The organism is Pedococcus ginsenosidimutans, from assembly GCF_039544395.1.
Taxonomy (GTDB): domain Bacteria; phylum Actinomycetota; class Actinomycetes; order Actinomycetales; family Dermatophilaceae; genus Pedococcus; species Pedococcus ginsenosidimutans.
In genome coordinates this window covers 395,087-410,438 of record NZ_BAABLO010000011.1, presented here as the reverse complement: position 1 = coordinate 410,438, position 15,352 = coordinate 395,087, and the positions used below count along the sequence as shown (strand labels likewise).

14 protein-coding genes are annotated in these 15,352 nt (G+C 74.0%); 5 read left to right on the top strand and 9 right to left on the bottom strand.

Translation table 11 applies throughout. The features are described from left to right. Positions 1-2: 2 nt before the first annotated feature. Positions 3-1,400, bottom strand: coding sequence for a PspC domain-containing protein (locus ABEA42_RS12860; RefSeq protein WP_345503849.1), 1,398 nt, complete (start codon positions 1,398-1,400; stop codon positions 3-5). A 126-nt stretch (positions 1,401-1,526) separates the two neighbouring features. Between ABEA42_RS12860 and ABEA42_RS12855 the strand changes: the two genes are divergently transcribed. Beyond that, positions 1,527-2,948 carry an ATP-binding protein gene (locus ABEA42_RS12855; RefSeq protein ID WP_345503847.1) on the top strand — a complete coding sequence of 474 codons (1,422 nt, stop codon included), beginning with the start codon at positions 1,527-1,529 and terminating at the stop codon, positions 2,946-2,948. Then, on the top strand, positions 2,935-3,615 hold the full coding sequence (locus ABEA42_RS12850; protein WP_345503845.1) for a response regulator transcription factor: 681 nt from the start codon (positions 2,935-2,937) through the stop codon (positions 3,613-3,615). The genes ABEA42_RS12855 and ABEA42_RS12850 overlap by 14 nt, the downstream gene beginning before the upstream one ends. An 18-nt stretch (positions 3,616-3,633) precedes the next feature. Here ABEA42_RS12850 and ABEA42_RS12845 read toward each other — a convergent pair whose 3' ends face one another. Beyond that, positions 3,634-4,143, bottom strand: a complete 510-nt coding sequence (locus tag ABEA42_RS12845; protein ID WP_345503844.1) for a pyridoxamine 5'-phosphate oxidase family protein — start codon at positions 4,141-4,143, stop codon at positions 3,634-3,636. Between the two features lie 141 nt (positions 4,144-4,284). Here ABEA42_RS12845 and ABEA42_RS12840 point away from each other — a divergent pair, with 141 nt between their 5' ends. Next, a complete protein-coding gene (locus ABEA42_RS12840) occupies positions 4,285-4,641 on the top strand; it encodes a hypothetical protein (protein ID WP_345503842.1) in 357 nt (118 codons plus the stop codon). Positions 4,642-4,668: 27 nt separating this feature from the next. On the opposite strand, the gene ABEA42_RS12835 is transcribed toward ABEA42_RS12840, so the two are convergent. Genes ABEA42_RS12835 through ABEA42_RS12820 form a run of 4 tightly spaced genes read right to left on the bottom strand, consistent with a single transcriptional unit; the run spans position 4,669 to position 8,285 of the window. After that, complete coding sequence (locus ABEA42_RS12835) at positions 4,669-5,784, bottom strand: DNA polymerase IV (protein WP_345503841.1); 1,116 nt, start codon at positions 5,782-5,784, stop codon at positions 4,669-4,671. 31 nt (positions 5,785-5,815) lie between these two features. After that, positions 5,816-6,829, bottom strand: coding sequence for a quinone oxidoreductase family protein (locus tag ABEA42_RS12830; protein WP_345503840.1), 1,014 nt, complete (start codon positions 6,827-6,829; stop codon positions 5,816-5,818). Positions 6,830-6,883: 54 nt separating this feature from the next. Then, positions 6,884-7,453, bottom strand: coding sequence for a GNAT family N-acetyltransferase (locus ABEA42_RS12825; protein WP_345503839.1), 570 nt, complete (start codon positions 7,451-7,453; stop codon positions 6,884-6,886). A 7-nt stretch (positions 7,454-7,460) separates the two neighbouring features. After that, entirely contained in the window at positions 7,461-8,285 is an 825-nt protein-coding gene (locus ABEA42_RS12820; protein WP_345503837.1) for a uracil-DNA glycosylase, read from the bottom strand. A gap of 152 nt (positions 8,286-8,437) precedes the next feature. On the opposite strand from ABEA42_RS12820, the gene ABEA42_RS12815 reads away from it, so the two are divergent. Next, positions 8,438-9,886, top strand: coding sequence for an FUSC family protein (locus tag ABEA42_RS12815; protein ID WP_345503835.1), 1,449 nt, complete (start codon positions 8,438-8,440; stop codon positions 9,884-9,886). A gap of 26 nt (positions 9,887-9,912) precedes the next feature. On the opposite strand, the gene ABEA42_RS12810 is transcribed toward ABEA42_RS12815, so the two are convergent. Together ABEA42_RS12810 and ABEA42_RS12805 are read right to left on the bottom strand one after the other, a co-directional pair. Beyond that, positions 9,913-11,277, bottom strand: a complete 1,365-nt coding sequence (locus tag ABEA42_RS12810) for an MFS transporter (protein WP_345503833.1) — start codon at positions 11,275-11,277, stop codon at positions 9,913-9,915. A gap of 53 nt (positions 11,278-11,330) precedes the next feature. After that, the gene (locus ABEA42_RS12805; protein ID WP_345503831.1) at positions 11,331-11,897 is read right to left on the bottom strand and encodes a GNAT family N-acetyltransferase; all 567 of its coding nucleotides are present in this window, start codon (positions 11,895-11,897) and stop codon (positions 11,331-11,333) included. Positions 11,898-11,943: 46 nt separating this feature from the next. Here ABEA42_RS12805 and pcrA point away from each other — a divergent pair, with 46 nt between their 5' ends. Further along, positions 11,944-14,385 (top strand): DNA helicase PcrA, encoded by a 2,442-nt coding sequence (gene pcrA, locus ABEA42_RS12800; RefSeq protein WP_345503829.1) that lies wholly within the window; start codon positions 11,944-11,946, stop codon positions 14,383-14,385. A 66-nt stretch (positions 14,386-14,451) separates the two neighbouring features. Here pcrA and ABEA42_RS12795 read toward each other — a convergent pair whose 3' ends face one another. After that, the gene (locus tag ABEA42_RS12795; RefSeq protein WP_345503827.1) at positions 14,452-15,261 is read right to left on the bottom strand and encodes a M23 family metallopeptidase; all 810 of its coding nucleotides are present in this window, start codon (positions 15,259-15,261) and stop codon (positions 14,452-14,454) included. Positions 15,262-15,352 lie beyond the last annotated feature (91 nt).

The following is a 15,352-nucleotide window of genomic DNA, read 5'->3' as shown; positions in this document are numbered from 1 at the left end:
GTTCACTCCTTGCCGATCAGGATCTGGCCGAGGCCCACGTGGGCGTCGACGACGACGTCGGGCGTGCCCGTCCCGAACGTCTCGACGGTGCTGATGTTGCGGCCGTCGTTGTTGCCGTTGGTGTCCACCGAGTCGAGAGTGCCGGGGTCGGCCCTGGTGATGTCACCGGCGCCCACCGAGCTGCGCACCTCGACGGTGAGGTCGGCGGGGACCCGGATGCGCAGCTCGCCCACGCCCACGCGGGCCTCCAGCTGGCGGGCCGTGCCCGGGTTGTCGGGCAGGTCGGTGAGGTCGAGCTCGGCCGAGCCGATGCTGAGCCGGTAGGACTGCGTGGTGTCGGTGGCCGACGGCCTCCAGACCCGTTCGCCGATGCCGCCGCCGAACGTCACGTCCGGGACGACCGACGCGGTCCAGGTCACGACGACCAGCACCACCGCGAGGAAGCCGGTGAGCCCCGTACGCCGTCCGGCGAACCCGAGGGCGAGGACACCCAGCCCCACGACCGCCAGGGCGGCGCACAGCGCGACCGTCTGGTCGCTGCCGGCCCAGTGGTTGGCCTGGTGGGCCCACGTCGTGAGCCCGTAGGCCGCGACGGCCAGCCCGCCGACGAGCAGCGTCGCGCCGAACCCGCCCGAGCGTCGCCGTGGGGCCCGGGGCGCCCGCGGGGGCTTCGGCGGTCGCGGACGACGGCCGGCCGGCGGTGCGGGGGGAAGGCCGACGCCCGGAGGCGTCGCGGCTCCGTACGGCGCGGGAGCTGCACCGAAGCCCTCGGCGACGGGTGCGGCGCCGTACGCGGCCGGCTCGGGTGCGGCGCCGTACGCGGCCGGCGTGGCGGTCGTGCCGTACGCCACGGGGGAGGCGGGGGAGACGCCGTAGGTGGCGGGTGGTGCGGTGGCGGGGCCCGCGTACGGGGCCTGGCCGGGGGCTGCCGGAGCCGGGGCGGTCTCCGGACCGCGCTTGCGGGTGACCAGCCAGACCACGAGGCCGACCGGGATCACCACCCACCAGATCCACCCCATCCCGGGCACGTCACCGGCGAAACCCGTGCCGCCGATCAGCGACAGGCCGATGACCACCAGCAGGATGATGCCGAGGACGTCGCCGTCGCGCAGGGCCCGCTCGGCCACGATGTCCTCCTTGTCGTTGGGCAGGAACGCCCAGGCGACGAGGTAGACCGTGACGCCGAGGCCGCCCATGACGACCAGCAGGACGAGTACGGCGCGGATGACGATCGGGTCGACGCCGAGCCGGGTGGCGATGCCGGAGCACACGCCCGCCAGCCACTTGTCCTCGCCGTCGCGGCGCAGGTCGATGGACCTGAGCCAGTCGAAGAACCGGTCGATGCCGGATACCTGCTCGGTGTTCGTCGGGCCGGTCGAGGGCCCATGGGTCTGCGTCATGTCATCCATCGTGTCGCCGCCCGGGTCGCCCAACCATGAGGGTCGACCCTGAACCGACCCTGACGCACCCCCTCCGGCACCCTGAGCGGGCTCGGTTTCGGGGCCGGGGTGCGTCAGGATGAGGACATGCCCACCCCCTACGAGCGCCCCGTCCCGCCCGCGGCGCCGACGGCCGCCGAGCGCCGCGCCGCGAGGCCGACCCTCACGCGCCCCGCCGAGGGCCGGGTCATCGCGGGCGTGGCCGCCGGGCTGGCGCAGCACCTGGGCTGGTCGGTGCGCTGGGTGCGCATCCTCTTCGTGGTGCTGTCGATCCCGACCGGGGCCGGGCTCGTCGCCTACGTCTTCCTCTGGGCGCTGACCCCCCTCTCGCGGGGAGGGCAGGTCGACGGCAGGCGCGGTCCGGTGGACCCCGCGGACCCAGCGGCGGTCGCCGGAGGCAGGGCCACCGGGGTGCCGGTGCTGGAGGCCGAGCGCGATGCCACGCGGGTCCTGCTCGTGGGCGGGCTGATGCTCGCCGTCGGCCTGGTCGTCGTCGCGCAGAACGCCGGCCTCAACGCACGCCTCGGCATCCTGCTGCCGCTGCTCGTCGTCGCCGCCGGTGCGGTGCTGGCGTGGTCGCAGCTCGACGACCGGCAGCGCGGCCGGTGGCTCGGCGCCGAGTCGGGGACGCGTCGGTTCAGCGCGGCCCGCCTCGTCTTCGGCGGGGTGCTCGCCCTCGCCGGCCTCGTCATCATGGCCACGCGCGGCCGCTCGCTCGAGGCCATCTGGGACATCGGGGCCGCCGTGGTCGCCGTGCTCGCCGGCATCGCGCTCGTCGCCGCACCGTGGGGGCTGCGGTTCTGGTCCGACCTGCGCCACGAGCAGGCCGAACGCGCCCGCGCCACCGAGCGGGCCGACATCGCCGCGCACCTGCACGACTCGGTGCTGCAGACGCTGGCGCTGATCCAGCGCAAGGCCGACGACCCCGCGGCCGTCAACCAGCTCGCCCGGGCCCAGGAGCGTGAGCTGCGCGCGTGGCTCTACGCCGGCCCGGCCGACAGCGACGCGACGCTCGCCGCGGCGGTCGCGGAGGTGGCCCACGAGGTCGAGGACCTCCACGGCACCCCGATCGACGTCGTGTCCACCGGCGACCGCCCGCTCGACGACGGCGGGCTGGCCCTCAGCCGCGCGGTGCGCGAGGCCCTGCTCAACGCAGTGAGGCACGGCGAGCCGCCGGTCTCGCTCTACCTCGAGGTGGGCCCGCTCGGCGTCGAGGCCTTCGTGCGCGACCACGGGCCCGGCTTCGAGCTCGAGGAGGTGCCCGAGGACCGGCTCGGTGTCCGCCAGTCCATCCTGGGCCGTATGGAGCGCCACGGCGGGACCGCGCGCATGCGCCGCCTCGAGCACGGCACCGAGGTCGTGCTCACCCTCCCACCCGCAGTCCCTGCGGCCGCGCCGGCGCCGGCCCCGCAGCCCGGTACGGCGAGCCCGCCCGTCCCTGGCCCGCAGCCCGGCGCGACGACCCAGCCCGCCCCCGCCACTCCCGAGGAGTCCCGTGAACACGCCTGAGAAGAAGCCCGTCGAGGTCGTCCTCGTCGACGACCACCGGATGTTCCGGTCGGGGGTCAAGGCCGAGCTGGGCGGGGCCGTGACGATCGTGGGGGAGGCTCCCGACGTCGACTCCGCCGTCGCGGTCATCACCCGCACCCGGCCGCCCGTGGTCCTGCTCGACGTGCACCTGCCCGGAGGCAACGGCAACGGTGGCGTCGACGTGCTGCACGGCTGCCGCGGCCTCACCACGACGGACGGGCAGCCGGTGCGGTTCCTGGCCCTCTCGGTGTCCGACGCCGCCGAGGACGTCATCGCGGTGATCCGGGCCGGCGCGAGGGGCTACGTCACCAAGACCATCGGGGCGGCCGACCTCACCCGCGCCATCCAGCGGGTCGCCGACGGCGACGCGGTGTTCAGCCCCCGGCTGGCCGGCTTCGTGCTCGACGCGTTCGGCGCCGCCGCGGGCGAGATCGCCGAGGTCGACGAGGAGCTCGACCGGCTGTCCGCCCGCGAGCGTGAGGTGATGCGCCTCATCGCCCGTGGCTACCAGTACAAGGAGGTCGCCAAGGAGCTGTTCATCTCGGTGAAGACCGTGGAGACCCACGTCTCGTCGGTGCTGCGCAAGCTCCAGCTGTCCTCACGCCACGAGCTCACGGCCTGGGCGATGGGCCGGCGGCTGCTCTGAGCCGCCGGCCCCAGCGGCTCAGAGCTGGACGGTCTCGTTGTCGCCGACGTCGGGCTTGTCGCCGGTGACCTTGGCCTTCACGAGGGCGATGACGCTGGCGACCCGCCCGCCAGGGCTGTCCCAGTACTCCGCGCTCTCACCGCGCACCCTGATCAGCACGACGTCAGGGTCCTTCGGTCCCTTGGCGAACCACGCCTCGGCGAAGGGGTTCCACAGCTCCTCGTTCTTGGCGGGGTCGCGGACGACCTCGGCCCTGCCGGACACCGAGACCCACGACGACGAGCCGGCGTAGCCGACATTGACCCGCGGGTCGGCCTGCACCTCGGCGACCTTGGGGGAGGAGGCCTCGGAGAAGAACCACAGGTCGCCGTCGAACTCGACCTCCTGCGTGGCCATCGGTCGGCTCACGAGCGACCCGTCCGGGCCGACGGTCGTGAGCATGCAGGTGCGCTCGTCCTTGACCAGGTCACGGACGGTGGCGACGGCCCCGGGGTCGTGGGTCGGGGTGCTGCCGGGCGTCTGGCTCATGGGCTTCCGATCTGTCCGGGCCGCGCGGGTGGTGCGGCTTTCCTCGACGCTAACCCGGGTCGCGGACGGCGGCACCTCGTGCCGGCGCGCGGCCGGCGGGTGCGGCCCGGTCCTGCGCGGGGGCGCCGATAGGCTGCGGGTATGCAGTTCGTGTACGACCTCGTCGTCGTTGCCCACCTCCTCGGCATGGCCGCCCTCGTCGGTGGCTGGCTGGTCCTGCTGGCCGGCGCCGGGTCGACCACCGTGATGGCGTGGGGTGCGCGCGCCCAGCTCGTCACCGGGCTCGTCCTCGTCGGGCTCGCCGAAGGGGTCAGCTCGCTCGACGAGCACCTCAACCACACGAAGATCGGCGTCAAGCTCCTCGTCGCGATCGCCGCGGTGGCCCTTCTCGAGATCGGCCGCGCCCGGACCAAGCGGGGCCAGGACGGCAGCGGCCTCGTCCGTGCCGCAGGCGCCCTCGGTGCGCTGAACGTGGCCGTCGCCGCCCTCTGGAACTGACCTCGCGCCACTTCGGCCCCGCTGCCCTCAGCGTGCCGGTGGTCCGCCGCGCCCCACGGTGCGCGGCGGGTCGTAGCCACCTTCGGGCGGCACCATCTCGGCCCGGACGCCGAGCAGCCTGATCGGCCGGTCGTCGCCGAGGCCCACCAGCAGGTCGAGGGCGGTCGCCGCGATCACCGCCGCGTCGAACGTGGGCTCGGCGAGCTTGCGGATCCGGGTTGTGGTGAAGAACGGCGCGAAGCGCACCTTGAGGTGCACCCGCATGCAGGCCCGCTCCTCGCGCCGGATGTCCTCGACCACCTGCTCGGCCAGCAGCCCCAGCGCGTCCGAGATCTCCCGAGGGTCGACGAGGTCGGTCTGGTACGTCGTCTCGCGTCCGTGGGCCCGGGCGACCCAGGGCGTGTCGTCCACGGTCGTCGTCCCGGTGCCGCGCCCCAGCCGCTTGTAGTGCGGTCCCATCGACGGACCGAACTCGGAGACCAGGACCGCCTCGTCGGCGGTCGCCAGGTCGTGCACGGTCTGGATGCCGTGGGCGGCCAGCCGCGCGGCGATGCGTGACCCCACGCCCCACAGGGCAGTGGTCGGGCGGTGGCCCATCACCTCGGACCAGTTGTCGCGGGTCAGCTCGAAGACGCCACGGGGCTTGCCGAAGTCGGTGGCGATCTTGGCCCGCACGGTCGAGTCACCCACCCCGACGGAGCAGTGCAGGTCGGTGCGCTCGAGCACCGCTGCCTGGATCGACCTGGCGACCGCCCACGGGTCGTCGGTCTCGATGCCGACGAACGCCTCGTCCCAGCCGAGCACCTGCACCACCGCTCCCGGGACGGCCTTGAGGGTGGCCATCACCTCGGCCGACGCCGCGTCGTAGACAGGGGCGTCGACGGGGAGGAAGACCGCGTCCGGGCACTTCCTGGCCGCGAGGCGCAGCGGCATGCCGGAGTGCACACCGTGCTCGCGGGCCTCGTAGGAGGCGGTGGACACGACCGCGCGCTCCGTGGGGTCGCCGCGTCCGCCGACCACCACCGGGAGCCCGGCCAGCTCGGGGCGACGCAGCACCTCGACGGCGGCGATGAACTGGTCGAGGTCGACGTGCAGCACCCAGCGCCGTGCCGGCGCGTCCCCGGGGTCCACCTGCGTGACCATGGCCCCATCCTGCCGCGGGTGGGTGACGGCGTCAGGGCACGAGCAGCAGCTTGCCTGTCGTCCGTCGGCCCTCGAGGTCGTCGTAGGCCCGCGCAGCATCCTCCAGCGGGTAGCGGCCGCCGATGTCGATGTGCAGGCGGCCGGCGGCGATGTCCTCGAGCACGGCGGTGCCGCGCTCGAGCATCTCCTCGCGGGTGGCGGTGTAGTGGCCCAGCGTGGGGCGGGTGACGAAGAGCGAGCCGCCGCTGTTGAGCCGCTGGAGGTCCAACGGCGGCACCTGGCCGCTCGACCCGCCGAACAGCACCATCATCCCGCGGGGGCGCAGCGACGCCAGCGAGGCGTCGAACGTCGCCTTCCCCACACCGTCGTAGGCGACGTCGACCCCCTTGCCGCCGTTGGCCGCCCGGACCTCCGAAGCGAGGTCGTCGGCCCGTGAGTAGTCGATGAGGGCGTCGGCGCCCAGCGCGCGGGCGATCTCGAGCTTGTCGGCCGACCCGGCCGTGGCGATGACGCGGCCCCCCTTCGCCTTGACCATCTGCACGAGCAGCTGGCCGACCCCGCCGGCCGCGGCGTGGACCAGGGCCACCGTGCCCTCGCCCACGACGTAGGTGGAGTTGACGAGGTAGTGCGCCGTCATGCCCTGGAGCATGGCCGCGGCGGCGACGTCCAGGTCGACCCCGTCGGGGACGGGCACGAGCGAGTCGGCCTCCCGCGTGACGACCGCGCCTGCTGCACCGAGCCCCTGTCCCCAGGCGACCCGGTCGCCGACCCGGACCCCCTCGACGCCCGGCCCGACCGCCGTCACGGTTCCGGCGCCCTCGGAGCAGGAGACGAACGGCGTCGGCACGGCATACACGCCCTGCCGCTGGTAGACGTCGATGAAGTTCACGCCGACCGCTGCGACCTCGACCTGCACCTCGCCGTCACCGGGTGGGGACACCTCGACGTCCCGGACCTCGAGGACCGAGGAGTCGCCGTTGCGGGGCACGACCAGGGCGCGCGCGGTGGTGCTGCCGGGGTTGTTCACGTCGGTGTCGGGAGCCATGGTCCGACCCTAGGCGAGGCCCCCACGGGTGGCGAGGGACACCCGAGGAGGCGCTCAGGCGCCGGTGTCGATCCAGTAGCGGCGCTTGCCGCTCAGCTCGCCCTCGAACCGGCCGCCGTTGGCCTCGATGGTCCGCGCGGAGGCGACGTTGTCGAGGTCGCAGGTGACGAGCAGCCGCTCGATACCGCGCTCGGCCGCGAGCGGCACGACCTGGCGCAGGGCGTCGCTCGCGAACCCCCGCCGGCGGGCGCTGGGCCGCACGCCGTACCCGACGTGGCCGCCGACCGTCGAGAGCAGCGGGTGGTCGATGTGGTGGCGCAGCGAGATGGAGCCGACGTACTCGTCGGGCCGCTCGGGGTCCTCCATCCACCAGTACGTCGCCGTGGTCCAGCCGGGCGGGCGCGGGTTCGCCTCGTCGGCGTCACCCACCCGGTTGGCGACGAGGCGCTCGAACTCTGCGGGCTCCTCCAGCGCCTCCCGCGTGAAGACGACGCCGGGAAAGTCGCCCTCCGCCGGCCAGTTGACGATGCCGTCGTGCGCGGACTCGCCGGCCGCGTCGAACTCGTCCGCCGCCGCGAGGAAGGAGCGGTGGAAACGCAGGTGCGGCATCGCCAGCAGGACCATGGGCCGACTATGCCAACCGTGCGATGACGGCGTCGAGCATGGCCTCGGTGAGCTTGCCGGTGAAGGTGTTCTGCTGGCTCACGTGGTAGCTGCCGACGAGCCGGACCGGCCGCCCCTCGGGCGTGGTGAGGACCGCCTCGGCGCCGTGGCCGAACCTCGGCTTGGGCCGCGGGACCTCCCAGCCCAGGCGGCGCGCGCTGCCGAGCGCGGCGTCCCACCCGATCGAGCCCAGGGCCAGCACCGCGCGCAGCCGGGGCGCGGCCAGGCTCACGTCGCGGTCGAGCCAGGCCGAGCAGGTGGCCTTCTCCTGCGTGCTGGGCTTGTTGTCCGGAGGGGCGCACCGCACGGCCGCGACGATGCGGATCCCCGTCAGCTGCAGCCCGTCGCCGCTGGCCCACGACTGCGGCTGGCTGGCGTACCCGGCGCGGTGCAGCGCGGCGTAGAGCCAGTCACCGCTGCGGTCGCCGGTGAACATGCGCCCGGTGCGGTTGGTGCCGTTGGCCGCGGGGGCGAGTCCCACGAGCAGGACCTCGGCGTCCGGGTCGCCGAACCCCGGACCCGGCCGGCCCCAGTACGGCTGGTCGGCGAAGGACGCGCGACGTCCCGTGGTGGCGACGGACTCGCGCCACGCGACGAGCCGGGGGCACGCACGGCAGACCGAGACGCGGGCGTCGAGCTCCGCGGTGTCCGGCGCCGACGCGGCCAGCCGGACGACCTGCTGGGGCGTCCGGGCCACCGGCGTCCGGCCGGTGGCGGGGTCGCCCGGCCAGCCCGTACCCGGGGGCACCGGTGAGGGGAACGGCTGGCCCGTGACGGGATGTGGGTCGCGCACCCGGCCACCGTAGACGCGCGCCCGCCGCGCCGCCCGCCGTCGTCCTGCTCGCTGTCGTCCTGCCCGCTGTCGTCCTGCCCTCGTTGCCCTCGTTGCCCTCGCTGTCCTCGTGCCCGCTGTCGTCCTGGCCCCGGTCGTGCGAACCTCGGGTCGTGGCCGAGGTGAGGGATGTACGCGGGTGGCTGTCGGCCGCCGCGGACCGTGCGTGGCCGGGGCGGCCGACACAGTGGCGCGACCTGCCCACCCGGCTGCGCCCCACCCTCGCGTGGGTGCTGCGGCTGACCTCGGCCGCGGTGGTCGCCTGGCTCGTGGCGGGCCGGCTCACCGGCATCTCCACCGACCTCACCGCGCCGCTGACCGCCCTGCTGGTGGTCCAGGCCTCGGCCTTCTCGACCCTGCGGATGAGCGTGCTCCGGGTCGGGGCGGTGCTCACCGGCGTCGTCGTGGCGGTGGGGTTCTCCGCGCTCGCGGGCCTGTCGTGGTGGAGCCTGGCCGCCGTCATCGCTGCATCACTGGTGCTCGCACGCGTGTTCCGGCTCGGGGAGCAGGCGCTCGAGGTGCCGATCAGCGCGATGCTCATCCTCGCGGTGCACTCCCCGGACGTCGCCGCCGAGGCGCGCATCGCCCTCACCCTCGTGGGCGCCGGCGTCGGTGTCGCCTTCAACCTCCTGCTCCCGTCGGCCGTCCCCAGCGACCGCGCCGGCTCGGCGGTGATGCGGGTCGCGTACGCCACCGCCGACTGCCTCGACCGGGCCTCGCGCTCGATGGCGACCGAACGGCTGCGCCGTCGCGAGGTCGAGCAGTGGGCCGACGAGACCCGGCGGGTGGCCGGCCGCGTCGCGGAGGCGTCGGCCGTGGTCACCCAGGTCAAGGAGGGCCGCCGGTTCAACACCCGGGCCCTGACCACGAGCGACGTCGAACCCGGGCTGCGCGAGGGCCTGGACCGGCTCGAGGCGACCGTGCTCGCGATCCGCGCGCTGTTCACGGTGATCCTCGTGGAGCTGCCACCCGACGCGAGGGACGAGGACTCGAAGGACCGGGACGCAAGGGACCAGCACGCGAAGGACCGGGCGACGGACGACGAGGTGGGCCTGGACGCCTCCGACGAGACGGGCCACGACGAGGTGGGCCAGGACGCCTTCGAGGAGGCGGGCCAGGACGCCTTCGACGAGGACGCGCGGCTGGCGTTCTCGGTGGTGCTCGCCGATGTCGGCGACTGCCTGCGGGCCTACGGTCGCCTCGTGCACGCCGAGGCCGGTGGCGCCGAGGAACGTGCCGAGGAAGCCCTGGCCGAGAGTCTGGAGATCCTGCGGGAGACGCGGGCGATCCTCACCGAGCTGCTCACGAGCCGCCCCGAGGGCCGGCTCGAGCTGTGGCTGCTCCGCGGCTCCGTGCTCGCCGCCGTCGAGCAGGTCCTGGTGCAGCTCGACCTCGAGCGCCGCGCCCGGCTGCGTACGGCGTGGCAGCGGCCCGCGCCGATCGCGGCGGTGGCGCCGCTGGTCCGCGACGCGCTGCCGCGGGCCCGCGGGCGCCGTACCGGCACCTGGTCGGGCGCGCCGGACTCCCTCTCACCCACGAGCAGCCACCACCACCCCCGCTGAGCCGGCAACTGCCCAGGGCCGGCCGCTCAGGCGCCTTCGACCTCCGAAGTCCCAGACCTCGGGCCATTGCCGGCGCCAAGACCCGAGGTCTGGGACTTCGGCCCAGGCGCGAGCGGGTCAGGCGCGAGCGGGCCGGGTTCGAGGGGGCCGGGTTCGAGGGGGCCCGGCGCGACGAGGTTGCGCACGCCGGGGGAGGTGAGGGCACCCAGGGTGGTCACCACCATGACGACCCCGCACACCACCAGGGCGCGATGGGCGCCGACGTGCTCGGCAGCCGGACCCGCCAGGACGAGCCCGAGGGGGCCTAGCAGCAGCGAGCCCATCGCGTCGTAGGAGCTGACCCGCGACAGCGCGGCCGGCGGCACCAGCCGCTGCATGGTGGTCTGCCAGAGGATCCCGAACAGGTCGAAGCACAGGCCGAGCACGAACGCCGACGCCACGACCACCCACAGCGGGGCGCTCGCCCCGAGCAGCAGGTATGGCGGCGCGGCGCCGAGGGTCAGCAGCACGCCGAGGAGGATGGGGCGCCGGGGCCGCAGGCGCATGGCGACGAGCACGCCGACGATCAGGCCGACGGCCTCGCCGGTGAGGACCGCGGTCCAGGCCTTCGGGCCGCCGAGCTCCGCACGCGCGACCACCGGTCCGAGGACGAGGTGCGCGGCCTGGAACACCATGACGAGCACCGAGAACTGCACGACGACCACCCAGAGCCACTGGCGCGACCGGAACTCGTCCCAGCCGTCGCGCAGGTCGGCCAGCACCGAGCTCGAGGCCCCGGCCGCGGACGAGGTGGCCCGCGCCGGCAGCCGCATCAGGGCCACGAGGACTCCGGAGCAGGCGAACGACGCGCTCGCGATCGCCAGGGCCCAGCCACCGCCGACGCCGGCGACGACGATCCCGCCCGCCACCAGCCCCGCGACCCGGGCGATGTTGTTGCCGAGCGCGAGCACGGCGTTGCCCTGCTGGAGGTGCTCGGGCGGCACGACCTCGGGGATGATGCCGGTGAGGGCGGGCCAGACGGTTGCCGTGGCGGTGCCCGACACCATCGCGGCGGCGACGAGCCCCCAGAGGGGAGCACGCTCGGTACCCACCATGACGGCGAGGGCCGCGTGGGCGAGGGCGTTGACCCACTCGGCGACCTGCAGGACGCGGTGGCGCGGGTAGCGGTCGGCGACCACGCCACCCACGAGGATGAACAGGACGACGGCGACGGACTCGGCGGCGAGGACGGTCGACAGCGTCGTCGGGGTGGCGCCGGGGAGGTCGAGGATGCCGAACGCCAGGGCCACCGGGGCGAACGCGACAGCCAGCATCGACAGCGTCCGGGCGCTCGCCAGCAGCGCGAACTGGCGCTCGCGCAGCAGGTCACGCACGGGGGTCTGCTGGTCCACGTCCTCACGCTACGCGGCGGGGCAACCGGGTTTCCGGGGTCGCGACGCGGGGCTCAGCCGGGTCGCGTGGGGATCCAGTAGCGACGCACTGCGCCCCGGGAGTCCTCGTAGCGGCCTCCGTTGCGCTCGATCACCGCCCGCGAGGCGAGGTTGCTCTCGAGGCACGTCACCAGCACGCGGGGGCGGTCGACGACCCCGTGGGCGAGCGCCAGGGCCCGGCCCAGCGCGCGCGTGGCGTGGCCGTGACCGCGGGCGGTGGGGCGCACGCTGTAGCCGATGTGGCCGCCCTCCTCGAGGAGCCGCTCGGTCAGCCGGTGCCGGATCGCCAGTGACCCGACGTACTCGTCACCGGTCACCATCCAGAGGAAGGTCACGGGCGTCCAGCCGCGGCGGCGCGGCGCGTCCTCGTCGCGGGCCCGGCGCCGCAGGTCGACGAACCGCCCGAACTCCTCGGGGTCGCGCAGCCCCTCGCGGGTGAACGTGAAGCCGGCGTACCCGGGCTCGGGCTCCTGGACCCAGTCGCCGTCGCCGTCGCGCTGCTCCCCCGAGGCGAGGAACTCGTCGGTCGCCGTCAGGTAGGACTCCTGGTACCTGCGGTGCGGGGCGACGAGGCGCGTCATGCGGCCGACGCTACCTGTCGGCCGGGGCACGTAGGCTGGAGGCAACATGAGCACGCTGTTCGACGACCTGCCCTTCGACGGATCCCCGTCCCCCGACTCCCGACCCTCGGCAGCCGCTGCCCGGGCGACCGCCGTGGACGAGCGCGGCGTCCCCACGTGGGCGCAGGCGGCCGCGGAGGGCCACGGCCCCGACGCCGGGTCGGGCCACACCGACCCCGAGGCGCTGCTCGAGGGGCTCAACACCCAGCAGCGCGAGGCCGTGCTCCACGAGGGCTCGCCGCTGCTGATCGTCGCCGGCGCCGGCTCGGGCAAGACCCGCGTCCTCACCAACCGCATCGCCTACCTCCTCGGCGCCCGCGGGGTGCAGCCCGGCCAGGTCCTGGCCATCACCTTCACCAACAAGGCCGCCGCCGAGATGCGCGAGCGCGTCGCCGCCCTCGTCGGCCCTCGCGCCAAGGCCATGTGGGTCATGACCTTCCACTCCGCGTGCGTCCGCATCCTGCGCCGCGAGGCCGGCAAGGTGGGGTTGAAGTCGACGTTCTCCATCTACGACGCCGCCGACAGCCAGCGGCTCATGGCGATGGTCATGCGTGACCTCGACCTCGACCCGAAGCGCTACCCGCCGCGGTCGTTCAGCCACCAGGTGTCCAACCTCAAGAACGAGCTCGTCGACGAGGAGACGTTCGCGTCCCGGGTCGCCGAGGGCACCCACCAGGAGCGGATGCTCGCCGAGGCCTACTCCGGCTACCAGCGCCGCCTGCGCCAGGCCAACGCCCTCGACTTCGACGACCTCATCATGACCACGGTCAACATCCTCCAGGCGTTCCCGGACGTCGCCGAGCACTACCGGCGCCGCTTCCGCCACGTCCTCGTCGACGAGTACCAGGACACCAACCACGCGCAGTACCAGCTGGTGCGTGAGCTGGTCGGCGGCGCCGCGGGCACGGCGGGGGTGCCGAAGGGCGACGGCCCCGAGGTGCCCCCGGCGGAGCTGGTGGTGGTGGGTGACGCCGACCAGTCCATCTACGCCTTCCGCGGCGCGACGATCCGCAACATCGTCGAGTTCGAGGAGGACTACCCCGACGCGCGGACGATCCTGCTCGAGCAGAACTACCGCTCCACCCAGACGATCCTGCAGGCCGCCAACTCGGTCATCGCCAAGAACCCCGAGCGCCGCAAGAAGAACCTGTGGACCGACAGCGGCGACGGCGCCCTGATCGTCGGCTACGTCGGCGACAACGAGCACGACGAGGCGGCGTTCGTCGCCAAGACCATCGACGAGCTCGGCGACTCCGCCGGGGTGAAGCCCAAGGACGTCGCGGTCTTCTACCGCACCAACGCCCAGTCCCGTGCGCTCGAGGAGGTCTTCGTCCGGGTCGGCCTGCCCTACAAGGTGGTCGGCGGCACGCGGTTCTACGAGCGCCGCGAGGTCAAGGACGCCCTGGCCTACCTGCGCGTCATCTCCAACCCGACCGACACGGTCAACCTGCGCCGCATCCTCAACGTGCCCAAGCGCGGCATCGGCGACCGCGCCGAGGCGTGCGTGGCCGCCCTGGCCGAGCGCGAGCGGATCCCGTTCGTCGCGGCCCTCGGCCGTCCCGAGGACGCCCCCGGCATCGCGACCCGCTCGGTCGCGGCCATCAAGGGCTTCACCGGCCTGCTCGAGGAGCTCGGGAGGGTCCACGAGGACGACGAGCAGGGCGTCGGTGCCCTGCTCGAGGCGGTCATCGAGAAGTCGGGGTACCTCGCGGAGCTGCGTGCCTCGCACGACCCGCAGGACGAGACCCGCATCGAGAACCTCGCCGAGCTCGTCGCCGTGGCGCAGGAGTTCGACGAGACCCGCGCCGAGACCGGTGAGGTCGCCTCGCTGGAGGACTTCCTGGAGCAGGTGTCCCTCGTGGCGGACGCCGACGAGATCCCCGACGGCGAGGAGGCCGAGGACCTCGGGGTCGTGACGCTGATGACGCTGCACACGGCGAAGGGCCTGGAGTTCCCCGTCGTCTTCCTCACCGGGCTCGAGGACGGCACCTTCCCGCACCTGCGCTCCCTGGGCGACCCCAAGGAGCTGGAGGAGGAGCGCCGCCTCGCCTACGTGGGCATCACCCGGGCCCGCGAGCGGCTCCACCTGTCCCGCGCCGCCGTGCGCTCCGCGTGGGGTGCGCCCCAGTACAACCCGGCCTCCCGGTTCCTCGACGAGATCCCCGGCCACCTCGTCGACTGGCAGCGTGCCGAGGCCGCCACCAGCTTCCGGCGGTCCTCGACGCCGGCAGTGGCCCGCCTGGCGCAGCGCCCCGGGGTCCGCTCGCCCGGCAACCGGCCGCTCATCTCGCTGCACTCCGGCGACAAGGTCACCCACGACAGCTACGGCATGGGCACCGTCGTCAAGACCGAGGGCGAGGGCGACAAGACCCAGGCCCACGTCGACTTCGGCGGCGACACCGGCGTCAAGCGCTTCCTGCTGCGCTACGCCCCGCTCGAGAAGCTCTAGGGCAGGACGACAGAAGCGCCCCGCGGACGTCCGCGGGGCGCTTCTGGATGTGGGTGGTGCCGGGGCCTACTGGAGGCCGTGGTCGCGCAGCCAGGGGGCAGGGTCGATCGCGGCGCCACCGTGGGGGTGGATCTCGAGGTGCAGGTGCGGCCCGGTGGAGTGGCCGGTGTTGCCGGACTGGCCGACGACGTCACCCGGGGCGACCTTGGCGCCGACCGAGGTGGAGATGACGCTCATGTGGCCGAACACCGACACGGTGCCGTCCCAGTACTCGATCTCGACCTTGTTGCCGTAGCCGCCCTGCCAGCCCGCGAAGACGACCGTGCCGGTGGACATGGCGTGTAGCGGGGTCCCGACGGGAGTGCCGAAGTCGTCGCCCTGGTGCATCCGGCCCCAGCGCCAGCCGAAGCCGGAGGTGAAGACGGCGCCCTTGATCGGCATGATCCAGCTCTCGCGTGCCTTGCGCTCGGCCTCGGCCTTCTGCAGCGCCGCGGCGGCGGCGCGCCGCTTCGCCACGGCCCTGCGCTCGGCGTCGCGCGCGATGCGGGCGACCTGTGCCTTGTGCTGCGACTCCTGCACGCGGGCCTTGACGGCACTGCTCTGCGCCTCGCGCTGCTGCACGGACTCGAGGTGGTCGAAGTCGGCCAGGGCGGCGCTGCGCGCCTGCAGCTTGGCGCTGCTGCCGGTGAGGTCGAGGTGCGCGGGTGACGACTCCGCCACCGTGGCGCCGGTCGCGGTGACCACGAGGGCGGCAGCAGCGGCGCTCGGCAGCACGAAACCGCCGCGGAACCCGACGGGGACGCGGGGTCCGCGGCGCGGCGCGCGGTGACGGCCCGGGGCGCGGTGACGGCCCTGGTAGGAGGGGGATGTGCTCACAGAGGGGTGACCTTCGTGCGGGGACACGGAAGTCACGAGGGTAGCGTGACCACTTCGTTATCCAAAATGCGCATTCTGCACGAGGCGGCTA

Excerpts from the sequence above, each read along its gene's own strand:
- ABEA42_RS12805 (WP_345503831.1), bottom strand. The coding sequence starts at position 11,897 with ATGACGCGCCTCGTCGCCCCGCACCGCAGGTACCAGGAGTCCTACCTG.
- pcrA (WP_345503829.1), top strand. The coding sequence starts at position 11,944 with ATGAGCACGCTGTTCGACGACCTGCCCTTCGACGGATCCCCGTCCCCC.
- ABEA42_RS12830 (WP_345503840.1), bottom strand. The coding sequence starts at position 6,829 with ATGGCTCCCGACACCGACGTGAACAACCCCGGCAGCACCACCGCGCGC.
- ABEA42_RS12845 (WP_345503844.1), bottom strand. The coding sequence starts at position 4,143 with ATGAGCCAGACGCCCGGCAGCACCCCGACCCACGACCCCGGGGCCGTC.
- ABEA42_RS12840 (WP_345503842.1), top strand. The coding sequence starts at position 4,285 with ATGCAGTTCGTGTACGACCTCGTCGTCGTTGCCCACCTCCTCGGCATG.
- ABEA42_RS12835 (WP_345503841.1), bottom strand. The coding sequence starts at position 5,784 with ATGGTCACGCAGGTGGACCCCGGGGACGCGCCGGCACGGCGCTGGGTG.
- ABEA42_RS12860 (WP_345503849.1), bottom strand. The coding sequence starts at position 1,400 with ATGACGCAGACCCATGGGCCCTCGACCGGCCCGACGAACACCGAGCAG.
- ABEA42_RS12825 (WP_345503839.1), bottom strand. The coding sequence starts at position 7,453 with ATGGTCCTGCTGGCGATGCCGCACCTGCGTTTCCACCGCTCCTTCCTC.
- ABEA42_RS12855 (WP_345503847.1), top strand. The coding sequence starts at position 1,527 with ATGCCCACCCCCTACGAGCGCCCCGTCCCGCCCGCGGCGCCGACGGCC.